General features: G+C 67.0%; 20 protein-coding genes. 6 read left to right on the top strand and 14 right to left on the bottom strand.

Features of this window, described 5'->3' with window-relative positions; translation table 11 throughout:
- On the bottom strand, window positions 1-1,608 hold a 1,608-nt coding region (locus tag GR328_RS25635), incomplete at its 3' end, for a pseudouridine synthase (protein WP_246216095.1).
- A gap of 67 nt (window positions 1,609-1,675) precedes the next feature.
- On the opposite strand from GR328_RS25635, the gene GR328_RS25630 reads away from it, so the two are divergent.
- A complete protein-coding gene (locus GR328_RS25630) occupies window positions 1,676-2,104 on the top strand; it encodes a nucleoside deaminase (RefSeq protein ID WP_160888490.1) in 429 nt (142 codons plus the stop codon).
- A 21-nt stretch (window positions 2,105-2,125) separates the two neighbouring features.
- On the opposite strand, the gene GR328_RS25625 is transcribed toward GR328_RS25630, so the two are convergent.
- The 3 genes from GR328_RS25625 to purD form a co-directional block, all read right to left on the bottom strand.
- Window positions 2,126-2,818, bottom strand: a complete 693-nt coding sequence (locus GR328_RS25625) for a GH25 family lysozyme (RefSeq protein ID WP_160888488.1) — start codon at window positions 2,816-2,818, stop codon at window positions 2,126-2,128.
- Window positions 2,819-2,850: 32 nt separating this feature from the next.
- Complete coding sequence (locus GR328_RS25620; RefSeq protein ID WP_160888487.1) at window positions 2,851-3,756, bottom strand: alpha/beta fold hydrolase; 906 nt, start codon at window positions 3,754-3,756, stop codon at window positions 2,851-2,853.
- 64 nt (window positions 3,757-3,820) lie between these two features.
- Window positions 3,821-5,098 carry a phosphoribosylamine--glycine ligase gene (purD, locus tag GR328_RS25615; RefSeq protein WP_160888486.1) on the bottom strand — a complete coding sequence of 426 codons (1,278 nt, stop codon included), beginning with the start codon at window positions 5,096-5,098 and terminating at the stop codon, window positions 3,821-3,823.
- Window positions 5,099-5,407: 309 nt separating this feature from the next.
- Here purD and xseA point away from each other — a divergent pair, with 309 nt between their 5' ends.
- Together xseA and GR328_RS25605 are read left to right on the top strand one after the other, a co-directional pair.
- Window positions 5,408-6,982, top strand: coding sequence for an exodeoxyribonuclease VII large subunit (xseA, locus tag GR328_RS25610; protein WP_160888485.1), 1,575 nt, complete (start codon window positions 5,408-5,410; stop codon window positions 6,980-6,982).
- 122 nt (window positions 6,983-7,104) lie between these two features.
- Window positions 7,105-7,329, top strand: coding sequence for a DUF2093 domain-containing protein (locus GR328_RS25605; protein ID WP_160888489.1), 225 nt, complete (start codon window positions 7,105-7,107; stop codon window positions 7,327-7,329).
- Between the two features lie 9 nt (window positions 7,330-7,338).
- Here GR328_RS25605 and lpxK read toward each other — a convergent pair whose 3' ends face one another.
- The 7 genes from lpxK to GR328_RS25570 all read right to left on the bottom strand — a co-directional run bounded on the left by lpxK (window position 7,339) and on the right by GR328_RS25570 (window position 13,133).
- Complete coding sequence (gene lpxK, locus GR328_RS25600) at window positions 7,339-8,352, bottom strand: tetraacyldisaccharide 4'-kinase (protein WP_160888484.1); 1,014 nt, start codon at window positions 8,350-8,352, stop codon at window positions 7,339-7,341.
- A complete protein-coding gene (locus tag GR328_RS25595) occupies window positions 8,352-9,641 on the bottom strand; it encodes a 3-deoxy-D-manno-octulosonic acid transferase (RefSeq protein WP_160888483.1) in 1,290 nt (429 codons plus the stop codon). The genes lpxK and GR328_RS25595 overlap by 1 nt, the downstream gene beginning before the upstream one ends.
- Window positions 9,638-10,378 carry a lysophospholipid acyltransferase family protein gene (locus GR328_RS25590; RefSeq protein WP_160888482.1) on the bottom strand — a complete coding sequence of 247 codons (741 nt, stop codon included), beginning with the start codon at window positions 10,376-10,378 and terminating at the stop codon, window positions 9,638-9,640. Before GR328_RS25590 ends, GR328_RS25595 begins: the two co-directional genes overlap by 4 nt.
- 14 nt (window positions 10,379-10,392) lie before the next feature.
- Window positions 10,393-10,623: a DUF4170 domain-containing protein gene (locus GR328_RS25585; RefSeq protein WP_160888481.1), complete on the bottom strand. Its 231-nt coding sequence runs from the start codon at window positions 10,621-10,623 to the stop codon at window positions 10,393-10,395.
- 59 nt (window positions 10,624-10,682) lie between these two features.
- Complete coding sequence (locus GR328_RS25580; protein ID WP_160888480.1) at window positions 10,683-11,501, bottom strand: inositol monophosphatase family protein; 819 nt, start codon at window positions 11,499-11,501, stop codon at window positions 10,683-10,685.
- A gap of 218 nt (window positions 11,502-11,719) precedes the next feature.
- Window positions 11,720-12,649, bottom strand: coding sequence for a 4-hydroxybenzoate octaprenyltransferase (gene ubiA, locus GR328_RS25575; RefSeq protein WP_160888479.1), 930 nt, complete (start codon window positions 12,647-12,649; stop codon window positions 11,720-11,722).
- A 19-nt stretch (window positions 12,650-12,668) separates the two neighbouring features.
- Window positions 12,669-13,133 carry a hypothetical protein gene (locus GR328_RS25570; RefSeq protein ID WP_160888478.1) on the bottom strand — a complete coding sequence of 155 codons (465 nt, stop codon included), beginning with the start codon at window positions 13,131-13,133 and terminating at the stop codon, window positions 12,669-12,671.
- A 208-nt stretch (window positions 13,134-13,341) separates the two neighbouring features.
- On the opposite strand from GR328_RS25570, the gene GR328_RS25565 reads away from it, so the two are divergent.
- The 3 genes from GR328_RS25565 (at window position 13,342) to GR328_RS25555 (ending at window position 16,891) form a co-directional block, all read left to right on the top strand.
- Window positions 13,342-14,088 (top strand): 16S rRNA (uracil(1498)-N(3))-methyltransferase, encoded by a 747-nt coding sequence (locus tag GR328_RS25565; RefSeq protein WP_160888477.1) that lies wholly within the window; start codon window positions 13,342-13,344, stop codon window positions 14,086-14,088.
- Between the two features lie 170 nt (window positions 14,089-14,258).
- Window positions 14,259-15,398, top strand: coding sequence for a carboxylate-amine ligase (locus GR328_RS25560; protein WP_160888476.1), 1,140 nt, complete (start codon window positions 14,259-14,261; stop codon window positions 15,396-15,398).
- A 122-nt stretch (window positions 15,399-15,520) separates the two neighbouring features.
- Complete coding sequence (locus GR328_RS25555; RefSeq protein WP_160888475.1) at window positions 15,521-16,891, top strand: glutamate--cysteine ligase; 1,371 nt, start codon at window positions 15,521-15,523, stop codon at window positions 16,889-16,891.
- 42 nt (window positions 16,892-16,933) lie between these two features.
- Here GR328_RS25555 and GR328_RS28120 read toward each other — a convergent pair whose 3' ends face one another.
- The 3 genes from GR328_RS28120 to GR328_RS25540 all read right to left on the bottom strand — a co-directional run bounded on the left by GR328_RS28120 (window position 16,934) and on the right by GR328_RS25540 (window position 19,220).
- Entirely contained in the window at window positions 16,934-18,421 is a 1,488-nt protein-coding gene (locus GR328_RS28120; protein ID WP_160888474.1) for a sensor domain-containing diguanylate cyclase, read from the bottom strand.
- A gap of 16 nt (window positions 18,422-18,437) precedes the next feature.
- A complete protein-coding gene (gene sugE / locus GR328_RS25545; protein WP_160888473.1) occupies window positions 18,438-18,755 on the bottom strand; it encodes a quaternary ammonium compound efflux SMR transporter SugE in 318 nt (105 codons plus the stop codon).
- Between the two features lie 162 nt (window positions 18,756-18,917).
- Complete coding sequence (locus tag GR328_RS25540; RefSeq protein WP_160888472.1) at window positions 18,918-19,220, bottom strand: hypothetical protein; 303 nt, start codon at window positions 19,218-19,220, stop codon at window positions 18,918-18,920.
- Window positions 19,221-19,562 lie beyond the last annotated feature (342 nt).

The raw sequence follows: 19,562 nt of genomic DNA, 5'->3' as shown, positions 1-19,562 counted from the left end.
GGCGCCGCGGCCGCCGCGGGCGGCGGGCGTCTTCTCTTCCTCCTGCGGCGGGCGCACGAGACGCTCCACCACGACCTTGCGGCCCTCGGGCGAGGCGATGGCGCCGACGCGCTCGCGCTGGCGTTCCGCGCTGGCGGCGCGCGCCTCGCGCGGGTCGGCGCCGCGGCGCGGAACCTTCTTGCGCGGAGCCTCATCGTCGGTCTCGCCCGCGCGCCAGACGCTCTTCTTCACGTCGAGCCGGGAGGGGCGCTTCCTGGGCTCTTCCTCCTCCCGCTCGTAGCGATCTTCGCGACGCGGACGGAACGGCTTCTCGTCGCTGCCCCGGCGGCGCGGGCGCTCGTCGCCGCTGCGGCCGAAGCGGGCAGGGCGCTCGTCGCGGTCCTCCCGGCCCTTGCGCTCCTTCGCCGAGGAGCCGAAGGGCGCGATGGGCTCGCGCACGGGGCTTTCGAAATCGACTTCAGCCTCGGCGGCGAGCGCCGCTCCGAGCTGGTCCTTGAGCACCTTCGTCCTCACTTCCTCGACCATGCCCTGCTCGAGATCGCCGAGCTGGAACGGGCCGAAGGACATGCGGATCAGGCGGTTCACCTGAACGCCGAGATGCTCGAGGATGCGCTTGATCTCGCGGTTCTTGCCCTCGCGCAGGCCCATCGTGATCCAGACGTTGTCGCCCTGCACGCGGTCGAGCCGCGCCTCGATGGGACCGTATTCGATGCCGTCGATGGTGATGCCGTCGCGAAGCCCATCGAGATCGGCCTGCGTGATGTCGCCATGGGCACGCACCTTGTAACGGCGCAGCCAGCCGGTATCGGGATGGGCGATGATGCGCGCGAGGCCGCCGTCATTGGTGAGCAGCAGCAGCCCTTCCGTGTTGATGTCGAGCCGGCCCACCGCCACCACGCGGGGCAGGTCCTCGGGCAGGTTGTCGAACACGGTGGGGCGGCCCTCCGGGTCGCGGGCCGTGGTCACGAGGCCGCGCGGCTTGTGGTAGAGCCACAGGCGGGTGCGCTCCTTGACGGGCAGGGGCTCGCCGTCCACGGTGATGGTGTCGGCGGCGGTCACGTTGACGGCCGGGCTCTCCAGAACCTTGCCGTTGAGGGTGACGCGGCCTTCCGCGATCATGGCCTCCGCATCGCGGCGGGAGGCGACACCCGCGCGGGCGATCACCTTCGCGATCCGGTCCTCGGCAGGCTCCCGGGAACTCTCCGGCAGATCCTCGGGGCGCTCTTCGTGCCTGCGGCGCGGACGCTCCTCGGCCGAGCGGTCGAAGCGGCGTGGGCGGTCGTCGCCACGGCCGCGGAAGGGGCGGTCCCCGTCCTCGCGGCGGGCGCGGAACGGCTTGTCGCCTTCGGGCCTGGGACGGCGCGGCCGCTCGTCGTTGTCGCGGCTGCGGAAGGGCTTGTCGCCTGCGGCGCGCGGCTTGCGGGGGCGGTCGTCGTCTCCCCGGGCGCGGAACGGGCGTTCGCCGCCCTCGCGGGATTTGCGGATGGGCCGGTCACCGGAGGTGCGGCCACGGTCGGAGCGTCCCGAGGAACGGCCCTTGCGATTATCGTCGTTGCTGTCGGTCATGGGAGCCTGATAGCAGAGGAAGGGAACAGAAGCGAGCGACATGAACAACGCCGACCACGAGCAGACCGATCCCAAGGCGGTTCCCGAGACAGCTTCCGGGACGGATCCCATGAGCGTGGCCTTCGCAGAGGCGCGCGCCGCCGCCGCGCGCGGGGAGGTGCCCGTAGGGGCTGCCATCGTCAAGGACGGTCGCGTCGTGGCCCGCGCGGGCAACCGCCCCCGGGAGCTGCGGGACCCTTCCGCCCATGCGGAGATGCTCGCCATCCGCCGCGCCTGCGAGGCGCTGGACGACGAGCGGCTCTCCGGCTGCGATCTCTACGTGACGCTCGAGCCCTGCACCATGTGCGCGGGCGTGATTTCCTTCGCGCGCATCCGGCGGGTCTATTACGCCGCGCACGATCCGAAAGGCGGCGCCGTGGACAACGGCGTCCGCTTCTTCGACCAGCCCACCTGCCATCACGCACCGGAGGTCTATGGCGGCATCCGGGAAAGCGAGGCGGCGGCCTTGCTGAAGGCATTCTTCGAAGAGAGGCGGTAGGCGCCGCGATGCGGGCTGCACTCAGCTCCCGGCTGATAGTGCGCCCAGATCACGCACGGCGTTCAGATCAACGCGGCCAACAATGCCGTCGACGCTTCCGGAGTTGTGATACTGCCAGACGCTCCATTCCTGCTGATGGGGTTGCCGGAAGAGAGAGCGAACCCAGAGGGGCCTTTTCGGCAGGACGTGATGATAAGCCTCCCAGAATTCGGGTGTGACGTACAGCACGACAGGCTTGCCGGTGTGACGTTCGACGGGCTCGAGAAAGCTGTCGATCTCGGCCCTGATTGCCGAGGGTTCGGGTGTGACGTTGCAGTTTCCGCCAAACTCCAAATCGAGTGCCGCCGGCAGCGAGCCCTTGTCAGGCCCGAGCGCGTCGAGGAAGTTCTTTGCTTGATCGCTGCCAGATCGGCAAAAGGTGAAGAAGTGATAGGCCCCTACCTTCAGGCCGACAGCCTGCGCTTCCTTCCAGTTTACCGCAAATCGCGTATCGCGATGATCGCCGCCCTCCGATGCCTTGATGAAGGCAAAGTCAACATCGTCGGCGGCGACTTTACGCCAATCGATATCCTTCTGGTGATGGGACACATCGATCCCGCGCACAGGAAAGGTCGAGCGGTTGGGCTCATAGGAGACGATGTAAAGCCAGCCGAGACCAGCAAAGGTGCCAGCCAGCAATGCGGAGCCTATGACGAATCGAATGAAGTGCTTCATGATCGTTATATAGTAACGATCATGGCTTTTGGCTATCTTAGAAACGCCTGCAGCGCCTCCAGGGTCGCGCCGGGATTCTCCTCCGCCACGAAATGACCCGAAGTCACGCCGATGCCGCGCGCGTTCGGTGCGAAGCTCCTGTGCCAGATCTCCAGGGGTTGCCTCCTGTCTCCGACGGGGCCGCTGACGAGTTCGTAGTCACTCCAGATCAGATAGGTCGGGCACGCGATCGTGCGGCCCGCCGCGAGGTCCGCCTCGTCGGCCTCGATGTCGCGCGTGGCTCCGGCCCTGTAATCTTCGCAGAAGGCATGGATGCGGGTGGGCTCGTTGCAGCTCTGCCGGTAGGACTCGATGGCGCGGGGATCGAAGGCATCGAGGTCGCCCGCGGCCGACCATGCCTTCATGAGCCCTTCGAAATAGGGGATGGGGTCGCGGACGATGTCCTCTTCCGGCTTCGGATAGGCTTGCGAGAGATAGCCCCAATGGGCCTCGGAAATCGTCCCCGAGCGCATCAGCTCCCAGACGTGGTAGGTCGGCAGGATGTCGAGGAGCGCGAGCCGCTCCACGCGGCCGGGATGGTCGAGGGCCAGCCGATAGCCCACCCGCGCGCCGCGATCATGGCCGACGACTGCGAAACGGACATGCCCCAGGGCTTCCATGACCCGGATCACGTCCCGGCCCATGGCGCGCTTGGAATAGGTCTCGTGCTTCTCGTCGCCCTTCGGGGCCGTGGACCAGCCATAGCCGCGCAGGTCCATGCACACGACCTTGTGCGTTTCGGCGAGGGCCGGGGCGAGATGGTGCCACATGGCATGCGTCTGCGGAAAGCCGTGCAGCAGAACCAGCGGCGGTCCGTCGCCCTTCGAGCGGGCGAAGACGCGCCCGATCTCCGTGTCGATCCAGTGGCTCTCGAATCCGGGGAAGAGGTCGCTGCTCATGAAAAGACCGCTCGCTGGTTGCAGGGAAGAGGTCTTTCCGAAGCTAGGGGAACCGCGGCGTTTGTCAGCCCCGCTCGCGCTCCACGGCGCGCCAGCCGATGTCGCGGCGGCAGAAGCCCTCGGGCCATTCGATCCTGGAGACCGCCTCGTAGGCCCTTGCCTGCGCATCGGTGATCGTCCCGCCCAGCGCGGTGACGTTCAGCACACGCCCGCCATTGGCGATGATCCTGTCCGCATCCTGTTTCGTGCCGGCGTGAAAGACGATCACGTCGTCCAGCGCTCCGGCCTTGTCCAGCCCACGGATCTCGGAGCCTTTCTCGACCGCTCCGGGATACCCGTTCGCCGCCATGACGACCGTGAGGGCGGCCTTGTCGGACCATGTCAGGGAAGCGGTATCGAGCTTTCCGTCGCAGGCGGCGAGGAGCGCCTCCACCAGGTCGGAGGTCAGGCGCGGCAGAAGCACCTGGGTCTCGGGATCGCCGAGGCGCGCATTGTATTCGATGAGCTTGGGCCCGTCCTTCGTGAGCATGAGGCCCGCATAGAGGATGCCCTTGTAGGGCATGCCCCGCGCCGCCATGCCCTTGAGCGTCGGCTCGATGATCTCGCGCATCACGCGCGCCTGCAATTCGGGCGTCAGAACCGCTGCGGGCGAATAGGCGCCCATGCCCCCGGTGTTCGGCCCCTCGTCGCCGTCGAACACGCGCTTGTGGTCCTGTGCCGTGCCGAAGGGAATGGCCTTGGCGCCGTCGCACAGCGCGAAGAAGCTCGCCTCCTCGCCCTCGAGGAAGGCCTCGACGACCACCTCGGCGCCGGCCGCTCCCAGGCCACCGCCGATCATCATGTCGATGGCGGCCTCCGCCTCCTCGAAGGACATGGCCACCACGACGCCCTTGCCGGCGGCGAGGCCGTCCGCCTTCACCACGGTGGGAACGCCGTAGTTGCGGACATAGGTCTTGGCGGCCTCCGCATCGGTGAAGCGCCGGTAGGCCGCGGTGGGAATGCCGAATTCCGCGCACAGATCCTTGGTGAAGGCCTTCGAGCCCTCGAGCTGGGCGGCGGCCTTGCTCGGGCCGAAGGCCTTGATGCCGGCGGCCGTCAGATCGTCCACGAGGCCGGCCACCAGGGGGGCTTCCGGGCCCACGACGACGAAGCCGATGCCCATCGTCCGGCAGAAGTCGATCACCGCCCGATGATCGGTCACGTCGAGAGTGACATTGGTGCCGTGTCGGGCCGTGCCCGGATTGCCGGGGGCGATGAAAAGGCGCCGGCAGAGGGCGCTGGCCGCCAGGGAGCGCGCCAGGGCATGCTCGCGGCCACCCGAACCGATGAGAAGAATGTTCATGGCTGTGAGCCCTCCGTGAAGACGATTGGGCTCTTAGCCGCTCGAGCGTTTTTCGCCTACCCCGAAAATACGCGCCACGAGAATGCGCGGGCCGGATCCTCGCGGACAACGGGACCGAGCCGTCCGAGTCGTGAGGGGAAGGGAGACGAACGGACGAGGCTGAGCTTGCCGGCGCAGCGGCGGCGGGCCCGGCCCGGAGGCGGCCTGCGGCGTTCGGGCAGTGGACAATGGGGTTTTCGATGAGGATTGCCCGCTCGGGACTCGCCCCCGGCCTTGGCAGGGCAGGGGCGGACCGATTAGGTTCTCCTCATGTTCGCAGCAAAAGCTCCCTCCAACGCCCAAGAATGGTCCGTGTCGGATCTTGCGGGCGCTCTCAAGCGCACCCTTGAGGATGCCTTCGGCTTCGTCCGCCTGCGGGGCGAGGTGTCGGGCTATCGCGGTCCCCATTCCTCGGGCCATGCCTATTTCTGCCTGAAGGACCAGAACGCCCGCATCGACGCGGTCATCTGGAAGGGCTCCTTCGCCAAGCTCAAGATCCGCCCCGAGGAGGGGATGGAGGTCATCGCCACCGGGCGCATCACGACGTTTCCGGGCTCGTCCAAGTACCAGATCGTCGTCGACAGCCTGGAGCCCGCCGGCATCGGCGCGCTCATGGCGCTGCTCGAGGAGCGCCGCCGCAAACTGACCGCCGAGGGGCTCTTCGCGGCCGAGCGCAAGCGGCGCCTGCCGTTCCTGCCGCGGGTGATCGGGGTCGTGACGTCGCCCACCGGTGCCGTGATCCGCGACATCCTCCACCGGCTCGAGGACCGCTTCCCCCGCCACGTGCTGGTCTGGCCCGTGCGCGTGCAGGGCGAGACCTGCGCGGCCGAAGTGGCCGCCGCCATCCGCGGCTTCAACGCTCTGGCGCCGGGCGGCCGGGTTCCCCGCCCCGACGTGCTCATCGTCGCCCGCGGCGGCGGTTCGATCGAGGATCTCTGGGGCTTCAACGAAGAGATCGTGGTGAGGGCCGCGGCGGAGAGCGACATCCCGCTCGTCTCGGCGGTGGGTCACGAGACCGACACGACGCTCATCGACTATGCGGCCGATGTGCGCGCGCCGACGCCCACGGGCGCCGCCGAAATGGTGGTGCCGGTGCGCGTCGAGCTGATGGCCGGCGTCAACGATCTCGCCCGCCGCCACACGGAGACGATGCTGCGGCTCATCGAGCGCCGCCGTTCGGACCTGCGCGCCACGGCGCGCGCGCTGCCGACGCCCGAGGCCCTGTTCTCTCCGAAGCGCCAGCGGCTCGACCTCGCGGCGACCAGGCTCTACCCGGCGCTTGCGCGCAACGCGCGCGGACACGAGGAGCGGCTGTTGAAGGTCGCGCGCCAGCTCGCGCACGTCTCGCCGGTGGCGAACGTGGCCCGCATGCGCGCCAAGCTCGATGCGGTGGGCTCGCGCCCCTACAACGCGGTGTGCCGCCTCGTGACATTGCGCGACGAAACCCTGAAGCAGATCGGGCGCCGCCTCGTCGTCTCGCGCGAGACGCTGCTGCGCGCCGAGCGCACGCGTCTCGCGCAATCGACAGAGCTTACGCAGCGCGTGGCGGAGCGATTGGCGCCGGCTCTGCAAGGACAGATCGCGCGCAAGGCCGAGAGGCTGAAAGCCGTTTCGTCCCTCTTCGACAGCCTGAACTACAAGTCGGTGCTCAAGCGCGGCTTCGCGCTCGTGCGCGATGCGGAAGGGCAGCCTCTCCGCTCGGCGGATGCGGTGATCGAGGGGCAGGCTCTCGTGCTCGAATTCGCCGACGGCAAGGCTGACGCCACGGGCGGGCGCATCGGCTCTCGTCCGAAGCCGGTAAAACCCAAGCTCGTGGTGAAGGAAGAGCAGGGGGCATTGTTCTGAACCGATGCGAGCCTGAATTCCGGGCCGCCGTCACCATCCCGCGTTCAGGTGTCGTGGGACCGGCATTGAAAAAGCCGCGCCTCGCACCCTTATAAGGTTCCTTCGAATCTGCGATGGCCTTGATGATGAACAAGCTGGAGCGCAGCGGCGGCGAGGCCGTCGTGCAATATCTCGACAGCAATCTTCGGGTCGTAAAGCCCGGAGCCTTCGTGCGCTGCGCCGTCACCGGCGAGGCCATTCCGCTCGACGAGCTGAAGTACTGGAGCGTCGAGCTGCAGGAGGCCTATGCCTCGCCCGAGGCGGTGATGACGCGCATCAACGGGCGGGAGGCATCCAGGAAAGCCTGACGGCTCCGATCAGGGACGGCTCAGGCGCCTGTCGCCGATCCTGCGCAGGATGAAGTTGCGGAATCCGCTCTTGTCGTCGAGCTGGAGGCGAACCGGAAGGACCATCAGGTCCGACCAGGCCCCCGGGCCGTTCGATCCCCCGATCCGCACGAGATCCTTCTCCGTGGTGACAGCCTGAACGCCTCGGGCCTCGGCCTCTCTGCGAAGGCTTTCGAGTTCGCCACGATTGTAGGGATGGTGATCGGGAAAGGCGCGAGTCTCCTCGACGATGGCTCCGCAGGCGCGCAGGGTTTCGAAGAATTTCTCCGGCCGGCCGATGCCTGCGAAGGCGAGCACCCTCCGCCCCCCGAACGTGTCGGCGAGCGTCGGATCGGGGGCGAGACGGCCCCTGAAGACGCGCTTGCCCAACGCTTCGGCCTGCTGGGCGACGGTTTCTCCGGCGGCGCCCTGTCCAATCACGAGAACCGCATCGACGGCAGGCCATTGCGCCTTCATGGGCGCGCGCAAAGGCCCTGCCGGCAGGGGCAATCCGTTGCCGATGCCGGTGGCCCCGTCGACGACGGCGAGCGCGCAGTCCTTGCGGAGCGACGGGTTCTGCAGGCCGTCATCCATGATCAGCACCGTGGCGCCGATTTCGGAGGCGAGGCGCGCGCCTGCCGGACGTTCGGCGGCTACGATGGCGGGCGCCGCAGCCGCCAGGAGCATCGGCTCGTCGCCGACGTCGGTTGCCCCGTGCTGCGGCTGCACCTGCACGGGGCCGCGAAGATGGCCGCCATAGCCGCGCGACAGGAAGGCGGGGCTTTCGCCGGCGGCCTCGAGAACCGCCGCGACGGCGAGAGCCGTGGGCGTCTTGCCCGCACCGCCGACCGTGAAATTGCCGATGCAGATCACGGGGAGGGCGGCGCGTTCTCCCGTCCGCCGCATCCGGCGGCCCGTGACGGAGCCATAGATCCACCCCGCAGGGCGCAGAAGATTCGCCGGCCAGGTGGGACGAGGCCGCCACCAGAAAGCCGGCGCTCGCATCAGCGTCGCGCTCCGAGCTTGGCCTGGACGATGAAGGGCTCGATGGATTGCATGGTGCGCTCCACCGCACCGCCGAGAGCCTGCACGGCCTCCCCGGCGGCCCGGGCCATGTCGCGGGCGAGCGCCGGATTGTTCAGGAGTTCGCTGACGGCCCGGGCCAGGGCCGTGCTGTCCTTCACCATCACGGCGCCGCGGGCTTCGTCGATGGCGGCATAAACGTCCTCGAAGTTGTGGACGTGGGGCCCGTGCAGGATGGCCGCGCCGAGCTTGGCCGGTTCGATCGGGTTCTGACCGCCATGGGCCACCAGGGAGCCGCCCATGACGACGATCGGGGACAGCCGGTAGAAAAGGCCCATCTCGCCCACGGTATCCGCCACGTAGACGTCGGCGGCGCGGTCGGGATGGATGCCCTCCGAACGGCGGCCGGCCCGCAGGCCCGCCTGCGCGGCGATGGCCGCGACCTCCGCCCCGCGATGGGGATGGCGAGGTGCGATGATCGTCAGCAGTTGAGGATGCCGCTTGGCGAGCGCCCGGTGCACGGCGACGATCACGCTTTCCTCGCCCGCATGGGTGCTGGCGGCGAGCCATACGGGACGGCCTGCCACGAGGCCGGACAGATGCGCCACGACGCGCGGATCGGCCGGGGGAGGGGAGGCATCGAACTTGAGGTTGCCCGTTGCGATCACCCGCGGCGCGCCGAGGCGGGCAAGCCGTGCCGCATCGTCCTGGCTCTGGGCGAGGCACAGGGCGAAGCGCTCCAGCAGGCCGCGGATGACGGAAGGGAACTTCTGCCAGCGCTGGAAGGAGCGGTCGGACATGCGCCCGTTGACGAGAATCAGCGGGACGCGCCGCTCGTCGAGGGCCATGACCGTGTTCGGCCAGATCTCGGATTCGGCGATGAGGGCGAGATCCGGCCGCCAATGGTCGAGGAAGCGCCGCATGTAGCGCGGCACGTCGAGAGGCATGAACTGATGCACCGCTCCGGGCGGCAGGCGGCGGGCGATCATGGAGGCCGAGGTGCGCGTGCCGGAGGTGACCAGAACCGCCATGCCGCGCTGCGTGAGGCGCTCGACGATGGGCAGCAGGGAGAGCGTCTCGCCGATGCTGGCGCCATGCATCCAGATCAGGTGGCCCTTCGGCCTCTGGCGGCTGGGATGGCCCTGGCGCTCGCCCAGGCGCGTCCGATCCTCGCGCCCTTTGCGCCGCCGCCACAGGAGAAGCCCGAGAACGGCGGGCTCCAGGAGGGCCGTGGCCGTGCGATAGGCCCGGAACAGGATCGGAGTGCTCATGCGCGCGATCCTCCCGCAAGGGCCGGAGCCGTTTTCGCGCCGGGATCGCGGGAGCCCACGAGGGCATAGGCCCGCTCGTGGACAGCATCGAGCTCCCGTTCCACCTTCAGGCGAAGGGCTTCGAGGGCATCCGCATCCGCATCGCGCGGAACATGGACCGGTTCGCCCAGCACCATCGCGCCGCGCCCGAAGGGCAGGCCGATGCTGGCCCTGTCCCAGCTGTTGAAATCGATGCGGCGGCTCGTGACGACGGCAACCGGCACGATGGGACGGCCGGACATCTGCGCCAGGGTCACGATGCCCTGGCCGCAGACCCGCGAGATCTTGGGGATATCGGCGGTCATCACCACCATCTCTCCGCCCGCGAGCGCCTTGAGCATGGCGCGCATGGCCTGAACGCCGCCCTTCTTGCGGATGTCGCGGCCGCGCGCGCCCGAGCCCCGAATGGCCCGGATGCCGAGATGGCGCAGAGCGATGGCGTTGAATTCTCCGTCGCCGGAGCGGGAGACGAGGCTCGCCGCGCGATCTCCGGGCCGCTTGGCGAAATGGATCATGAAATGCTGCCCGTGCCACATGGCCGCGATCACGGGCATCCGGGGTCCGATCCGGTCATAGGCATCCGCCGGTTCCATGATGAACCGGTTCGTGCGCTGCACGAACTTGAGATAGCCCGCGACCAGGAAGCCCAAGGCTTCCTGGACTGGCCGCGAGCGCGCGATGCGTTTGAGGAGACCCATCGTGGCCCGGGGTGTTAAGCCTGCGGCTCCAGCAGGCGGTGCAGGTGCACGATGAAGTAGCGCATCTGCGCGTTGTCCACCGTGGCCTGGGCCTTGGCTTTCCAGGCTGCGTGAGCAGCGGCGTAGTTCGGGAAGATCCCGACGATGTCGAGCTTGGTCAGGTCCTTGAAATCGACGGATTCAAGGCTCGTGAGCTCGCCGCCGAAAACCAGATGAAGCAGCTGCTTGCCGGACGTGTCGGTCATGTTGTCAGAACTCTTGCGAATGAATGCGGGATGGAGTGTCGCTGTGAGGCAAACTGTGTTCAGGTCCTCATGGCTCCAATAGCACGAGGATGCAACCGTGACGCAACGGCAATCATTTCGCCGTGCCTTGGCTGAGCTTTGTTGTAAGACGGCGGCAAACCAGAGAAATCCGTGAGAACGCCTCCGGCTTCCCGCAGGATGAGATCGGCGGCGGCGATGTCCCAGTCCTGTGAATTGTGGGAAACGAGCCCGACGTCGATGGAGCCTTCCGCCACGCGGGCGAGGCGAAGCGCCAGGGAGGGCACCTTCGGCAGGCGCTCGATGGGTCCGGTATTGCGTTCGAACCGGTCCACCAGGGGCTTTGGACCCGCCACGCGGGCCGGGACAGGAAGCGCCGCGTCGGAGAGCCGGAGCCTCTCCCCGTTGCACCGGGCCCCGCCACCGAGAACCGCTTCGTAGAGACGGTCGTGAATGGGAGCGTGGAGGATGCCGAGGAGCGGCGCGCCGTCCTTCACCAGGGCGATGGATATGGCCCAGTCGGGATGGCCGGAGGCGAAGGCCCGAGTCCCGTCGATGGGATCGACCACCCACACATGACTGCGATCCAGGCGGGCAGGATCGTCCGCCGTCTCCTCCGACAGCCATCCCGCCTCGGGGAGGATCCCGGTCAGGTGATTCTTCAGGAAGGTGTCGAGCGCGATATCCGCTTCCGTGACCGGGGAGCTCTGGCCCAGAGTACCTTCGCCCTTGTACCAGAGCCGCGCGGCCGTCTGCTCCCCGGACCGGAAATAGGGGAGGGCCATGGCGCCGGCCCGGCGCGCCGCATCGCGGACGGCTGCGGCCAGGGAGGACAGGGAATCGGGCGAAGGAGAAGGCATCGTTCTCAAGATGGGAGCGGGCCGTGACGGATGCCAGGGAAGGGGAGCGAAGAAACCTCCCCCTGTCATGGCCGCCCCCGGGTTCGGTTCGGGGATCAGTCCCGGTTATCCCGCTTCTGATGAGCGCGGCGCTTGGAGCGATCGGGACCACCGGCGCCAGGCCGGTGACGACAGGAGGGACTGAAAATGGCTTGGCTTCCCGGCCGTCCAGCCCTCGCCTAGAACAGCGCGTCGGCGACCATGGCGGCGAACAGGATCAGGCCCGCATCCCGGTTCGAGCGGAAGAGCCGCAGGGCGCCGGCGCCGTCGGACCGGTCGATGCGCGCCACCTGCCGGCCCAGATGAAGGGCGAAGAGGCCGATGCCGACGAAGGTGGCGGCGCCGGCGCCGGCCTGGACGAAGGCCGCGAGCATGAAAACGAGGGCCAAGCCGTAGCAGATGCCGACGCCCAGCTTCACGCGCTCGCCGAAGAAGCGGGCGGAGGACTTGATGCCGGCGATCTCGTCGTCCTCGATGTCCTGCAACGCATAGATGGTGTCGTATCCCACCACCCAGGCGATGCTGGCGAGATAGAGCAGGACCGGTGCCAGGCTTAAGGAGCCGAAGGCGGCGGCCCAGCCCATGAGCGCGCCCCAGGAGAAGGCGAGCCCCAGCACGATCTGCGGCATCCAGAAGAAGCGCTTCATGAAGGGATAAAGCGCCACCACGGCCAGGGAGCCGAAGCCCGTCGCGATGGCGAAGCCGTTGAACTGCAGAAGAACGAGGAGCCCGACGAGACCCTGAAGCCCGAGAAAGGCGAGCGCCCCTTTCAGGCTGACCTGGCCAGAGGGCAGGGGACGCTGGCGGGTGCGCTCGACGCGGATGTCGAGATCCCGGTCGACGATGTCGTTATAGGTGCAGCCGGCGCCCCGCATGGCCACGGCGCCGATCAGGAACAGAAAGCAATGGAGCGGGTCGGGATAGGGCTGGCCGCTCGCGACGGCGGCCAGGGCCGCCGACCACCAGCAGGGCAGCAGCAGCAGCCACCAGCCGATGGGCCGCTCGATGCGCGCCAGCCGCAGGTAGGGGCGCAGGCCCGCCGGAGCCCACCGGTCGGCCCAGTGGCCGCGCACGGCATCGGGAAGGGATGATGCCCCGGGTTGCTCCATGATCGTCCGAAGCCCTGACTTAGAGCGCACCCTTCGGCACGGTGAGCGTACCGGTCAGGCCGCCGCCGATGCGGCCGGGAGCGCCCTGCTGGGCCTGCTGCTTGGCGCGCTTTTCCATCTCGGCCATCTTGGCGGCCGCGCCGCAGGCCTGGGACTTGAAGGTCTCGGCGCGCTTGTGGTCCTTTTGGAAATTCTCGACCACCTGGTCGGGAACCTGGCACCAATCCTTGTTGGTGGTCATCCATTTCAGGCCGGAATTGCCATTGGTCACGAGCTTGCCGAAGACCTTGCAGGCGGAGCGCGGATCGACCTGCTTCTTCTTGCCTCCGCCGGTCAGCTCGTTGATCTGCTTGATGATGCTCTGGCGCTCGAGCAGGATCTTCTGCCCGTCCTGACAGACGCTCGACTGCGCGAAGGCGGGACCGGATGCGAAAATGCCAAGGGCGGCAAGCGCGGCCAATACGGTCGGACGGATGTGCGTCATGGCAAAAATCCTTCAAAAAGCCCGCGACGTCTCGCGGGCCTGGGCTCTGTTAACAGGTTACGGGGCCTCAGGCCAAGGGGCGATTGGTCGCCCGCCATGAAGCTGTGCCACGGCGCACGTTAATCCCAGATGACCGGAATGGCCGCGGCCCCTCCTCAGGCTCGTACGAACTTGGTAATGCTCCAGGGCTCGAACTCCCAGGGATCCCATGGCCGGTTACGATTTCAACGCCCCCCGTCTCTTCGTCGATCGGCCCCTTCACGAAGGCGCGAGGATCGCCCTCGACCGGGGGCAGGCCAACTACCTGCTGAACGTCCTGCGCCTGAAGAATGGCGAGAGCGTGTTGATCTTCAACGGGCAGGACGGTGAGTGGCGCGCCGAAGTTTCCGTGGAGGGGCGCAAATCCGCCGATCTGGTCTGCGCGGTGCGGGCGCGCAGCCAGACGGAGAGGCCCGACCTCATCTATGCCTTCGCTCCCCTCAAGCACGCGCGTCTGGACTACATGGTCCAGAAGGCGGTGGAGATGGGCGCCGGCATCCTTCAGCCGGTCATCACCCAGCGAACCCAGAGCACGCGGGTCAACCTGGAGCGGATGCGCAGCAACGTGATCGAGGCGGCGGAGCAATGTGGCATCCTGACGATCCCCGAGGTGCGCGAAGAGGAGAGTTTGGCGCCTTTTCTCAAGAGCTTGGCTCAAGATCGCGTGATCGTGTTCTGCGACGAGGACGCGCCGGTTTCGAATCCGGTTCAGGCTCTGGCCGAGCTTGGGAACAATCCGGCAGGCGTTGCCGTTATCGTGGGCCCCGAAGGGGGCTTTACCGATCAGGAGAGAGCGCTTGTCGCCGCCCACGAAAGATGTGTTCGCGTATCGTTGGGACCGCGCATCCTGCGAGCCGATACCGCCGCAGTGGCAGCTCTCGCGATCGTTCAATCCGTGCTTGGCGATTGGAAGTGATGCGTCCATCCGACGATGGACCATGCCGATGCGCCTCTAGATTCAAAAGCTTAGCAGTTTAGCGTCGATTCGCCCCATTCACGCCCTATTGAGGCGGAGTTTGGAGCGGGCGGCAGGTCATCCTGCGCGTGCAAGGGTCATTCCTGAAGAACAATCGAGGAAACCGGGAAATGAGCTGGGATTTCAAGTTTGGCATCGAGGAAGAGTATTTCGTGAACGATGCCGCCAAGCGGGACGTGGCCAAGGGGCGAATCAAGGAGTTCTTCGCGTCCTGCCGGGAGCAGCTCTCGGATGACGTTCAGCCCGAGATGCTCGAGCCCCAGATCGAGATCGCCACCAGGCCCATGGTGGATTTCGCCGAGGCCCGCGCCCAGCTCTCCGGCCTGCGTTCCTCGGTGGGCGCGATCGCCCGCGAGTACAACCTGTCCATCATGGCTTCCGGCACGCACCCGCTCGCCGTCTGGTCGCGCGTTCGCCCCAATGCGCAGCCGCGCTACGGCAAGGTGATGCACGACCTGCAGATGCTCGGAAGCCGCACCGTCCTGTGCGGCATGCATGTGCATGTGGAAGTGCCGGACCTCGCCGCGCGCGTGGACATCATGAACCGCATCCAGCCCTATCTGCCGCTGCTGCTGGCGCTCTCGACCTCCTCGCCGTTCTGGCAGGCGCAACGCACGGGCCTCCTCGGCTACCGCCTTGCGGCCTATCGCGAGCTGCCGCGCACCGGCCTGCCGGACCTGTTCGACGGGGCCGAGGATTATCAGCGTTACATCGATACCTTGGTCGCCGCCCGCGCGATCGAGAATTCAAGCTACGTATGGTGGGTGATCCGGCCCTCGCTGAAGCACCCGACCCTCGAGCTGCGCGTGGCCGACAGCTGCACGCGGGTGGACGACGCCATCGCCATCGCCGCTCTCTATCGCTGCCTCGTGCGCCGCTTGAGCCTGGATCCGACGATCAATGCGGGGCAGACCGGCGCCTCGCGCGCCATCAATGACGAGAACAGCTGGCGTGCGATGCGCTACGGCATCCATGGCAGCTTCGTCGACGAGAAGACCCGCAGCGCGAAGCCCGTGCGCGAACTTCTCGACGAGGTGCTGGAGATGATCCGCGACGATGCGAAGGAACTCGGCTGCGAGCGCGAGGTGGATCTCGCGCGCTGGATCGTGGCTCGCGGCACCAGCGCCGACCGGCAGCTCACGCTCTATACCGAAGCCCTCGGCCGCGGCCTGTCGAGCCGGGATGCCCTGGCCGGCGTGGTGGATTGGCTGAGCGCTGAAACCGTCGGGGACCCGGTCGTGCGTCATTGAGGGCGCAATCGGCCCCGCAAAATGTGGGGCCGCCCCTCATTGCAGCTTGGCCTTAACCCGCCTATCTAGTCACGATCCCTGAGTCGGCGCGCCTTGAACGCGCTTTTTGGATGAGGTGATGTATGGCGCGGGACGTATCCGATACGACCCCCATCGGTGCGCGGGCCGAGCTCGTGGAGTGGATCGCTGAAGGCGAGAAGCCGCGCGAAAGGTGGCGGCTGGGCACCGAGCACGAGAAGATTCCTTTCTACAGAGCGGATGCATCGCCTGTTCCCTATGAGGGCGAAAACGGAATTCACGCGCTCCTCGAAGGCATGCGGGAGCGCACCGGCTGGTCTCCCATCCTGGAGGACGACCGCCCCATCGGATTGTTCGACGAAGCGGGCGGCGCCGCGATCTCGCTGGAGCCGGGCGGGCAGTTCGAACTCTCCGGCGCCCCGCTGAAGACGCTGCATGAGACCGCCCGGGAAACGGCGCAGCATCTCGCCGATGTAAAAGCGGTCGGCGAGATGCTCGGTATCGGATTTCTCACCCTCGGCATGAGCCCGCTGTGGACGCGCGCCGAAACGCCCGTCATGCCCAAGAAGCGCTATCGCATCATGACGAACTACATGCCGAAGGTCGGCAGCCTGGGCCTCGACATGATGTATCGCACGTCCACCGTGCAGGTGAACATGGACTACGCGTCCGAAGCCGACATGGTGAAGAAGCTGCGCGTTTCGCTCGCGCTGCAGCCCGTCGCGACGGCGATCTTCGCCAACTCGCCCTTCACCGAGGGCAGGCCCAACGGCTATCTCTCCATGCGCTCGCACATCTGGCTCGATACGGACAAGGACCGCACGGGCATGATGGCCTTCGCCTTCGAGGATGGCTTCGGCTACGAACGCTACGTGGATTGGGCGCTCGACGTGCCGATGTATTTCATCAAGCGCGACGTGACCTATCACGATGTCGCCGGTGCTTCGTTCCGCGATCTCCTTCAGGGCAGGCTCGCGCAATTGCCGGGCGAGCGCGCGACGCGGTCCGACTGGGCGAACCACGTCTCCACCCTGTTCCCGGAAGTGCGCCTGAAGCGCTATCTCGAAATGCGCGGCGCGGATGTGGGCGGCCCCGAGCACATCGTGGCGCTCTCCGCTTTCTGGACGGGGCTGCTCTACGACGATGCCGTGCTCGACGGCGCATGGGATCTCGTGAAGAGCTGGAGCGCGGAGCAGCGTGAGCGGCTGCGCGCCGACGTGCCGAAACTCGCATTGAAGGCCACGGTCGCGGGACGCAGCGTGCAGGACATCGCCCGCGACGCGCTGGCTCTCGCGCGCGAAGGCCTCAAGCGCCGCGCGTATTCCGACCCGTCCGGTCAGGACGAGACGAGGCACCTGGTCTATGCGGAAGAGATCGTCGCCTCGGGCCGCACGCCTGCCGAGCGGCTTCTCGAACAGTATCACGGGTCATGGAACGGGTCGGTGCTTCCGGCCTTTCAAGAGCGCGTCTTCTGACGGGCGCAGGTGCGGGTCTTCGGATCCGCATCCGACGACGTTCTACGCTGCGCTCGCGACGGAGACCCGGTTGCGGCCGTCCTGCTTGGCCCTGTAGAGCGCCTTGTCGGCCATGTCGATGAGGCTGCTCGGCCTCGTGTGGGAGCCCTTGGCGGCAGGCGATTGCGTGACGCTGCCGATGCTGATCGTCAGGGTATGGGAGGGGGGATTGGCTTCGTGGCGCAGGGTCAGCGCCTGGACGCCGGCGCGAATCATCTCCGCGACCTGTGCGGCGCCCTCTCCGTCCGTGTCAGGCAACAGGACGACGATCTCCTCGCCCCCGTAGCGGGCGACGAAATCACCAGGGCGTCCCGCGCCCTCCGCGATGACGCTCGCCACCCTGCGCAGGCATTCGTCACCCTGCTGGTGGCCGTAGAGATCGTTGTAGGACTTGAACTGATCGACATCGATCAGGAGCAGCGAGAGCGGGGTTCCGTCCCGCGCCGCGCGCAGCCATTCGATCTCCAGCTGCCGGTCGAAGGTGCGCCGGTTCGCGAGGCCCGTCAGCCCATCCGTGGCGGCGAGCACGGCGAGTTCGGCCTCTGCCTGCTCCCGGCGCAGCAACTCCCGGGCGAGCCTCCAGCCGAGCAGGCCGATGATGCCGACGAGAATGGCCACCCGGAGCGAGCGGATTTGAAACTCAAGCGTCCAGTTCCTCAGGGCCTCCTGCTGGCTGACGGCTGACACGACCACGATCGGATAGACGTGATTCCGCTGGTATCCGGCGAGGCGCGACACCCCGTCGATCGGGGACACGTAGGACCGTGAGCCGGAGGGGGTGCCCGCCAGCCACTCGGAAGTCGACGTCCTGATGCCGAGTGCCCGCTCGAAATAGGGATAGCGCGAGAGAATTCTCCCGTCCGTCGTGCTGAACATCACGACGGCTCCGTGGGAGCCGAGATCGATGCGGCCGAAGAAATTCGCGAAATAGCGGGGCGGGATGCTGACCTGAACGATGCCGCCGAAACTGCCGTCGCGCTTCTCGATGCGGCGGGACATGGTCAGCACCCAGTCGGACCCGAGCGGGTCCGGAATGATCGGGCCAAAGAACCATTTCCTGTCCGGTGAGGCGGCATGATGCCGGAAGAATGCGGTGTCCTTGACATTGACGCGGCTGTGCCCGGGAAGCGAACTGCCCAAGAGGGAACCATCCTCGCCATAGACGGTGAGAGTCTTCAGGGCCTGCAGCGTCTGAATGCGCTCGGAGAAGAACTCCGCCATGGCCGCCATCTCGTGCGGCGACGTTCCCCGATACTCGAGGCGGTCGACGACATCGACCAGGATGACATCGGCCAGATTGAAGGTGTCTTCCGCGTGCTGGGCCAGGGACTTGGCGAGATTCTGCATCTCGCCCGCGATCCGGAGGCATTCCCGCTCGCGTTCGGTCCAGTCCCTCCAACCTTCGAGGCCCACGATTGCGAGGCAGATCACCGCCACGAAGATCTTGAGGCCCCGGGACGAGGAATAGGCTTTTCGAGGAGGCGAAAGCATCGGCCCCGGTCTCCTCTCACGTGGCGGCGAATCTGAGACCGAGAATGCCCAGCACGATCAGCCCGATGCAGCCGAGGCGCAGCGCCGTGGCAGGTTCACCGAAGAGAGCGATGCCGAGGAGGGCGGTGCCGACGGTTCCGATGCCCGTCCAGACGGCATAACCGGTGCCGACGGGAAGCGTCTTGAGCGCCAGTCCCAGGAGCAGGACGCTCGCCACCATGCTGATGGCGGTCAGGATCGACGGCGTCAGTCGCGTGAAGCCCTCGGTGTATTTGAGCCCGATGGCCCACCCGATCTCGAAAAGGCCCGCCAGTGTCAGATAAACCCACGCCATGCAGCTCTCACGTCACCGTACGGTGACACCCCCTTCCGAGATGGCAACGCGAGGCCCCCTTGCGTCTGTCGACTATACAGGGCGTCCCTATGCGTCTCAATGGCAGCCAAGATTGCAGAAATACCTGTGAAACATCGGAGCATTCGCATCGCGCAAGGCTGGTCAGTTCACGGGCGCGTCCGGGGGGCGGGCGGAAGCTTTCAGGGACGCATAGGGATCGAAGGGCTCGTAGATCTGGTGCTTCCAGGAGTCTCCGCAATTGATGCAGATGGAGCGGATCATGTGATTGCTCTGCTCAAGCCGCTTGAGCAGCCTCTCCTGTCGTCGTTGCGCCTCGTTCTGCTCGGCCTCGTAGCCGGAGGGGCGTACCGTCAGGTGCAGGCCCTCGGTCGCGTGCTGCGCCCCTTGAGCAGCCGCCGAGCCCGGCAGGCCCAGGAGAAGGGCAGCGAAAAAGAAATGGCGCATCGGCAACTCCTCAACGGCCGCGTGAATCATTCTTGACTGGACGCCATGCAATTCTGTTCCGTCAAGCTCGAAAAGACGATCGGGACGATACGAAGCAGGCTCCGTAACGGATGGGCAATGGTCTCCATCGCCCGTGACAACACCCGGAGGTTCCCGGATCTCGGACCGACCGCGCGGAAGGGAGCGGGCCCGGCCATGCCGGCGGATGCAGGCCGGGCACCGCCTCAGATGATGATGAACTCGGCATAGGTGAGCGCGGCCTTGTTGGTGAAGTGGGCGATCAGCACCTGCTTGGACGCGCTGCCGGAGCCGTCGGCATCGTAGTAGAGGTAGCCCTTGGCC

The organism is Microvirga makkahensis, from assembly GCF_009830105.1.
In the GTDB taxonomy this organism is placed as follows: domain Bacteria; phylum Pseudomonadota; class Alphaproteobacteria; order Rhizobiales; family Beijerinckiaceae; genus Microvirga; species Microvirga makkahensis.
Note: the sequence above shows the minus strand (reverse complement) of the source record. Positions and strands in the feature narration are given on the sequence as shown.

What these genes read in the sequence shown, in the direction of transcription:
- GR328_RS25630 (WP_160888490.1), top strand. Translation starts at nt 1,676, where the DNA reads ATGAGCGTGGCCTTCGCAGAGGCGCGCGCCGCCGCCGCGCGCGGGGAG.
- GR328_RS25625 (WP_160888488.1), bottom strand. Translation starts at nt 2,818, where the DNA reads ATGAAGCACTTCATTCGATTCGTCATAGGCTCCGCATTGCTGGCTGGC.
- GR328_RS25620 (WP_160888487.1), bottom strand. Translation starts at nt 3,756, where the DNA reads ATGAGCAGCGACCTCTTCCCCGGATTCGAGAGCCACTGGATCGACACG.
- purD (WP_160888486.1), bottom strand. Translation starts at nt 5,098, where the DNA reads ATGAACATTCTTCTCATCGGTTCGGGTGGCCGCGAGCATGCCCTGGCG.
- xseA (WP_160888485.1), top strand. Translation starts at nt 5,408, where the DNA reads ATGTTCGCAGCAAAAGCTCCCTCCAACGCCCAAGAATGGTCCGTGTCG.
- GR328_RS25605 (WP_160888489.1), top strand. Translation starts at nt 7,105, where the DNA reads ATGATGAACAAGCTGGAGCGCAGCGGCGGCGAGGCCGTCGTGCAATAT.
- lpxK (WP_160888484.1), bottom strand. Translation starts at nt 8,352, where the DNA reads ATGCGAGCGCCGGCTTTCTGGTGGCGGCCTCGTCCCACCTGGCCGGCG.
- GR328_RS25595 (WP_160888483.1), bottom strand. Translation starts at nt 9,641, where the DNA reads ATGAGCACTCCGATCCTGTTCCGGGCCTATCGCACGGCCACGGCCCTC.
- GR328_RS25590 (WP_160888482.1), bottom strand. Translation starts at nt 10,378, where the DNA reads ATGGGTCTCCTCAAACGCATCGCGCGCTCGCGGCCAGTCCAGGAAGCC.
- GR328_RS25585 (WP_160888481.1), bottom strand. Translation starts at nt 10,623, where the DNA reads ATGACCGACACGTCCGGCAAGCAGCTGCTTCATCTGGTTTTCGGCGGC.
- GR328_RS25580 (WP_160888480.1), bottom strand. Translation starts at nt 11,501, where the DNA reads ATGCCTTCTCCTTCGCCCGATTCCCTGTCCTCCCTGGCCGCAGCCGTC.
- ubiA (WP_160888479.1), bottom strand. Translation starts at nt 12,649, where the DNA reads ATGGAGCAACCCGGGGCATCATCCCTTCCCGATGCCGTGCGCGGCCAC.
- GR328_RS25570 (WP_160888478.1), bottom strand. Translation starts at nt 13,133, where the DNA reads ATGACGCACATCCGTCCGACCGTATTGGCCGCGCTTGCCGCCCTTGGC.
- GR328_RS25565 (WP_160888477.1), top strand. Translation starts at nt 13,342, where the DNA reads ATGGCCGGTTACGATTTCAACGCCCCCCGTCTCTTCGTCGATCGGCCC.
- GR328_RS25560 (WP_160888476.1), top strand. Translation starts at nt 14,259, where the DNA reads ATGAGCTGGGATTTCAAGTTTGGCATCGAGGAAGAGTATTTCGTGAAC.
- GR328_RS25555 (WP_160888475.1), top strand. Translation starts at nt 15,521, where the DNA reads ATGGCGCGGGACGTATCCGATACGACCCCCATCGGTGCGCGGGCCGAG.
- GR328_RS28120 (WP_160888474.1), bottom strand. Translation starts at nt 18,421, where the DNA reads ATGCTTTCGCCTCCTCGAAAAGCCTATTCCTCGTCCCGGGGCCTCAAG.
- sugE (WP_160888473.1), bottom strand. Translation starts at nt 18,755, where the DNA reads ATGGCGTGGGTTTATCTGACACTGGCGGGCCTTTTCGAGATCGGGTGG.
- GR328_RS25540 (WP_160888472.1), bottom strand. Translation starts at nt 19,220, where the DNA reads ATGCGCCATTTCTTTTTCGCTGCCCTTCTCCTGGGCCTGCCGGGCTCG.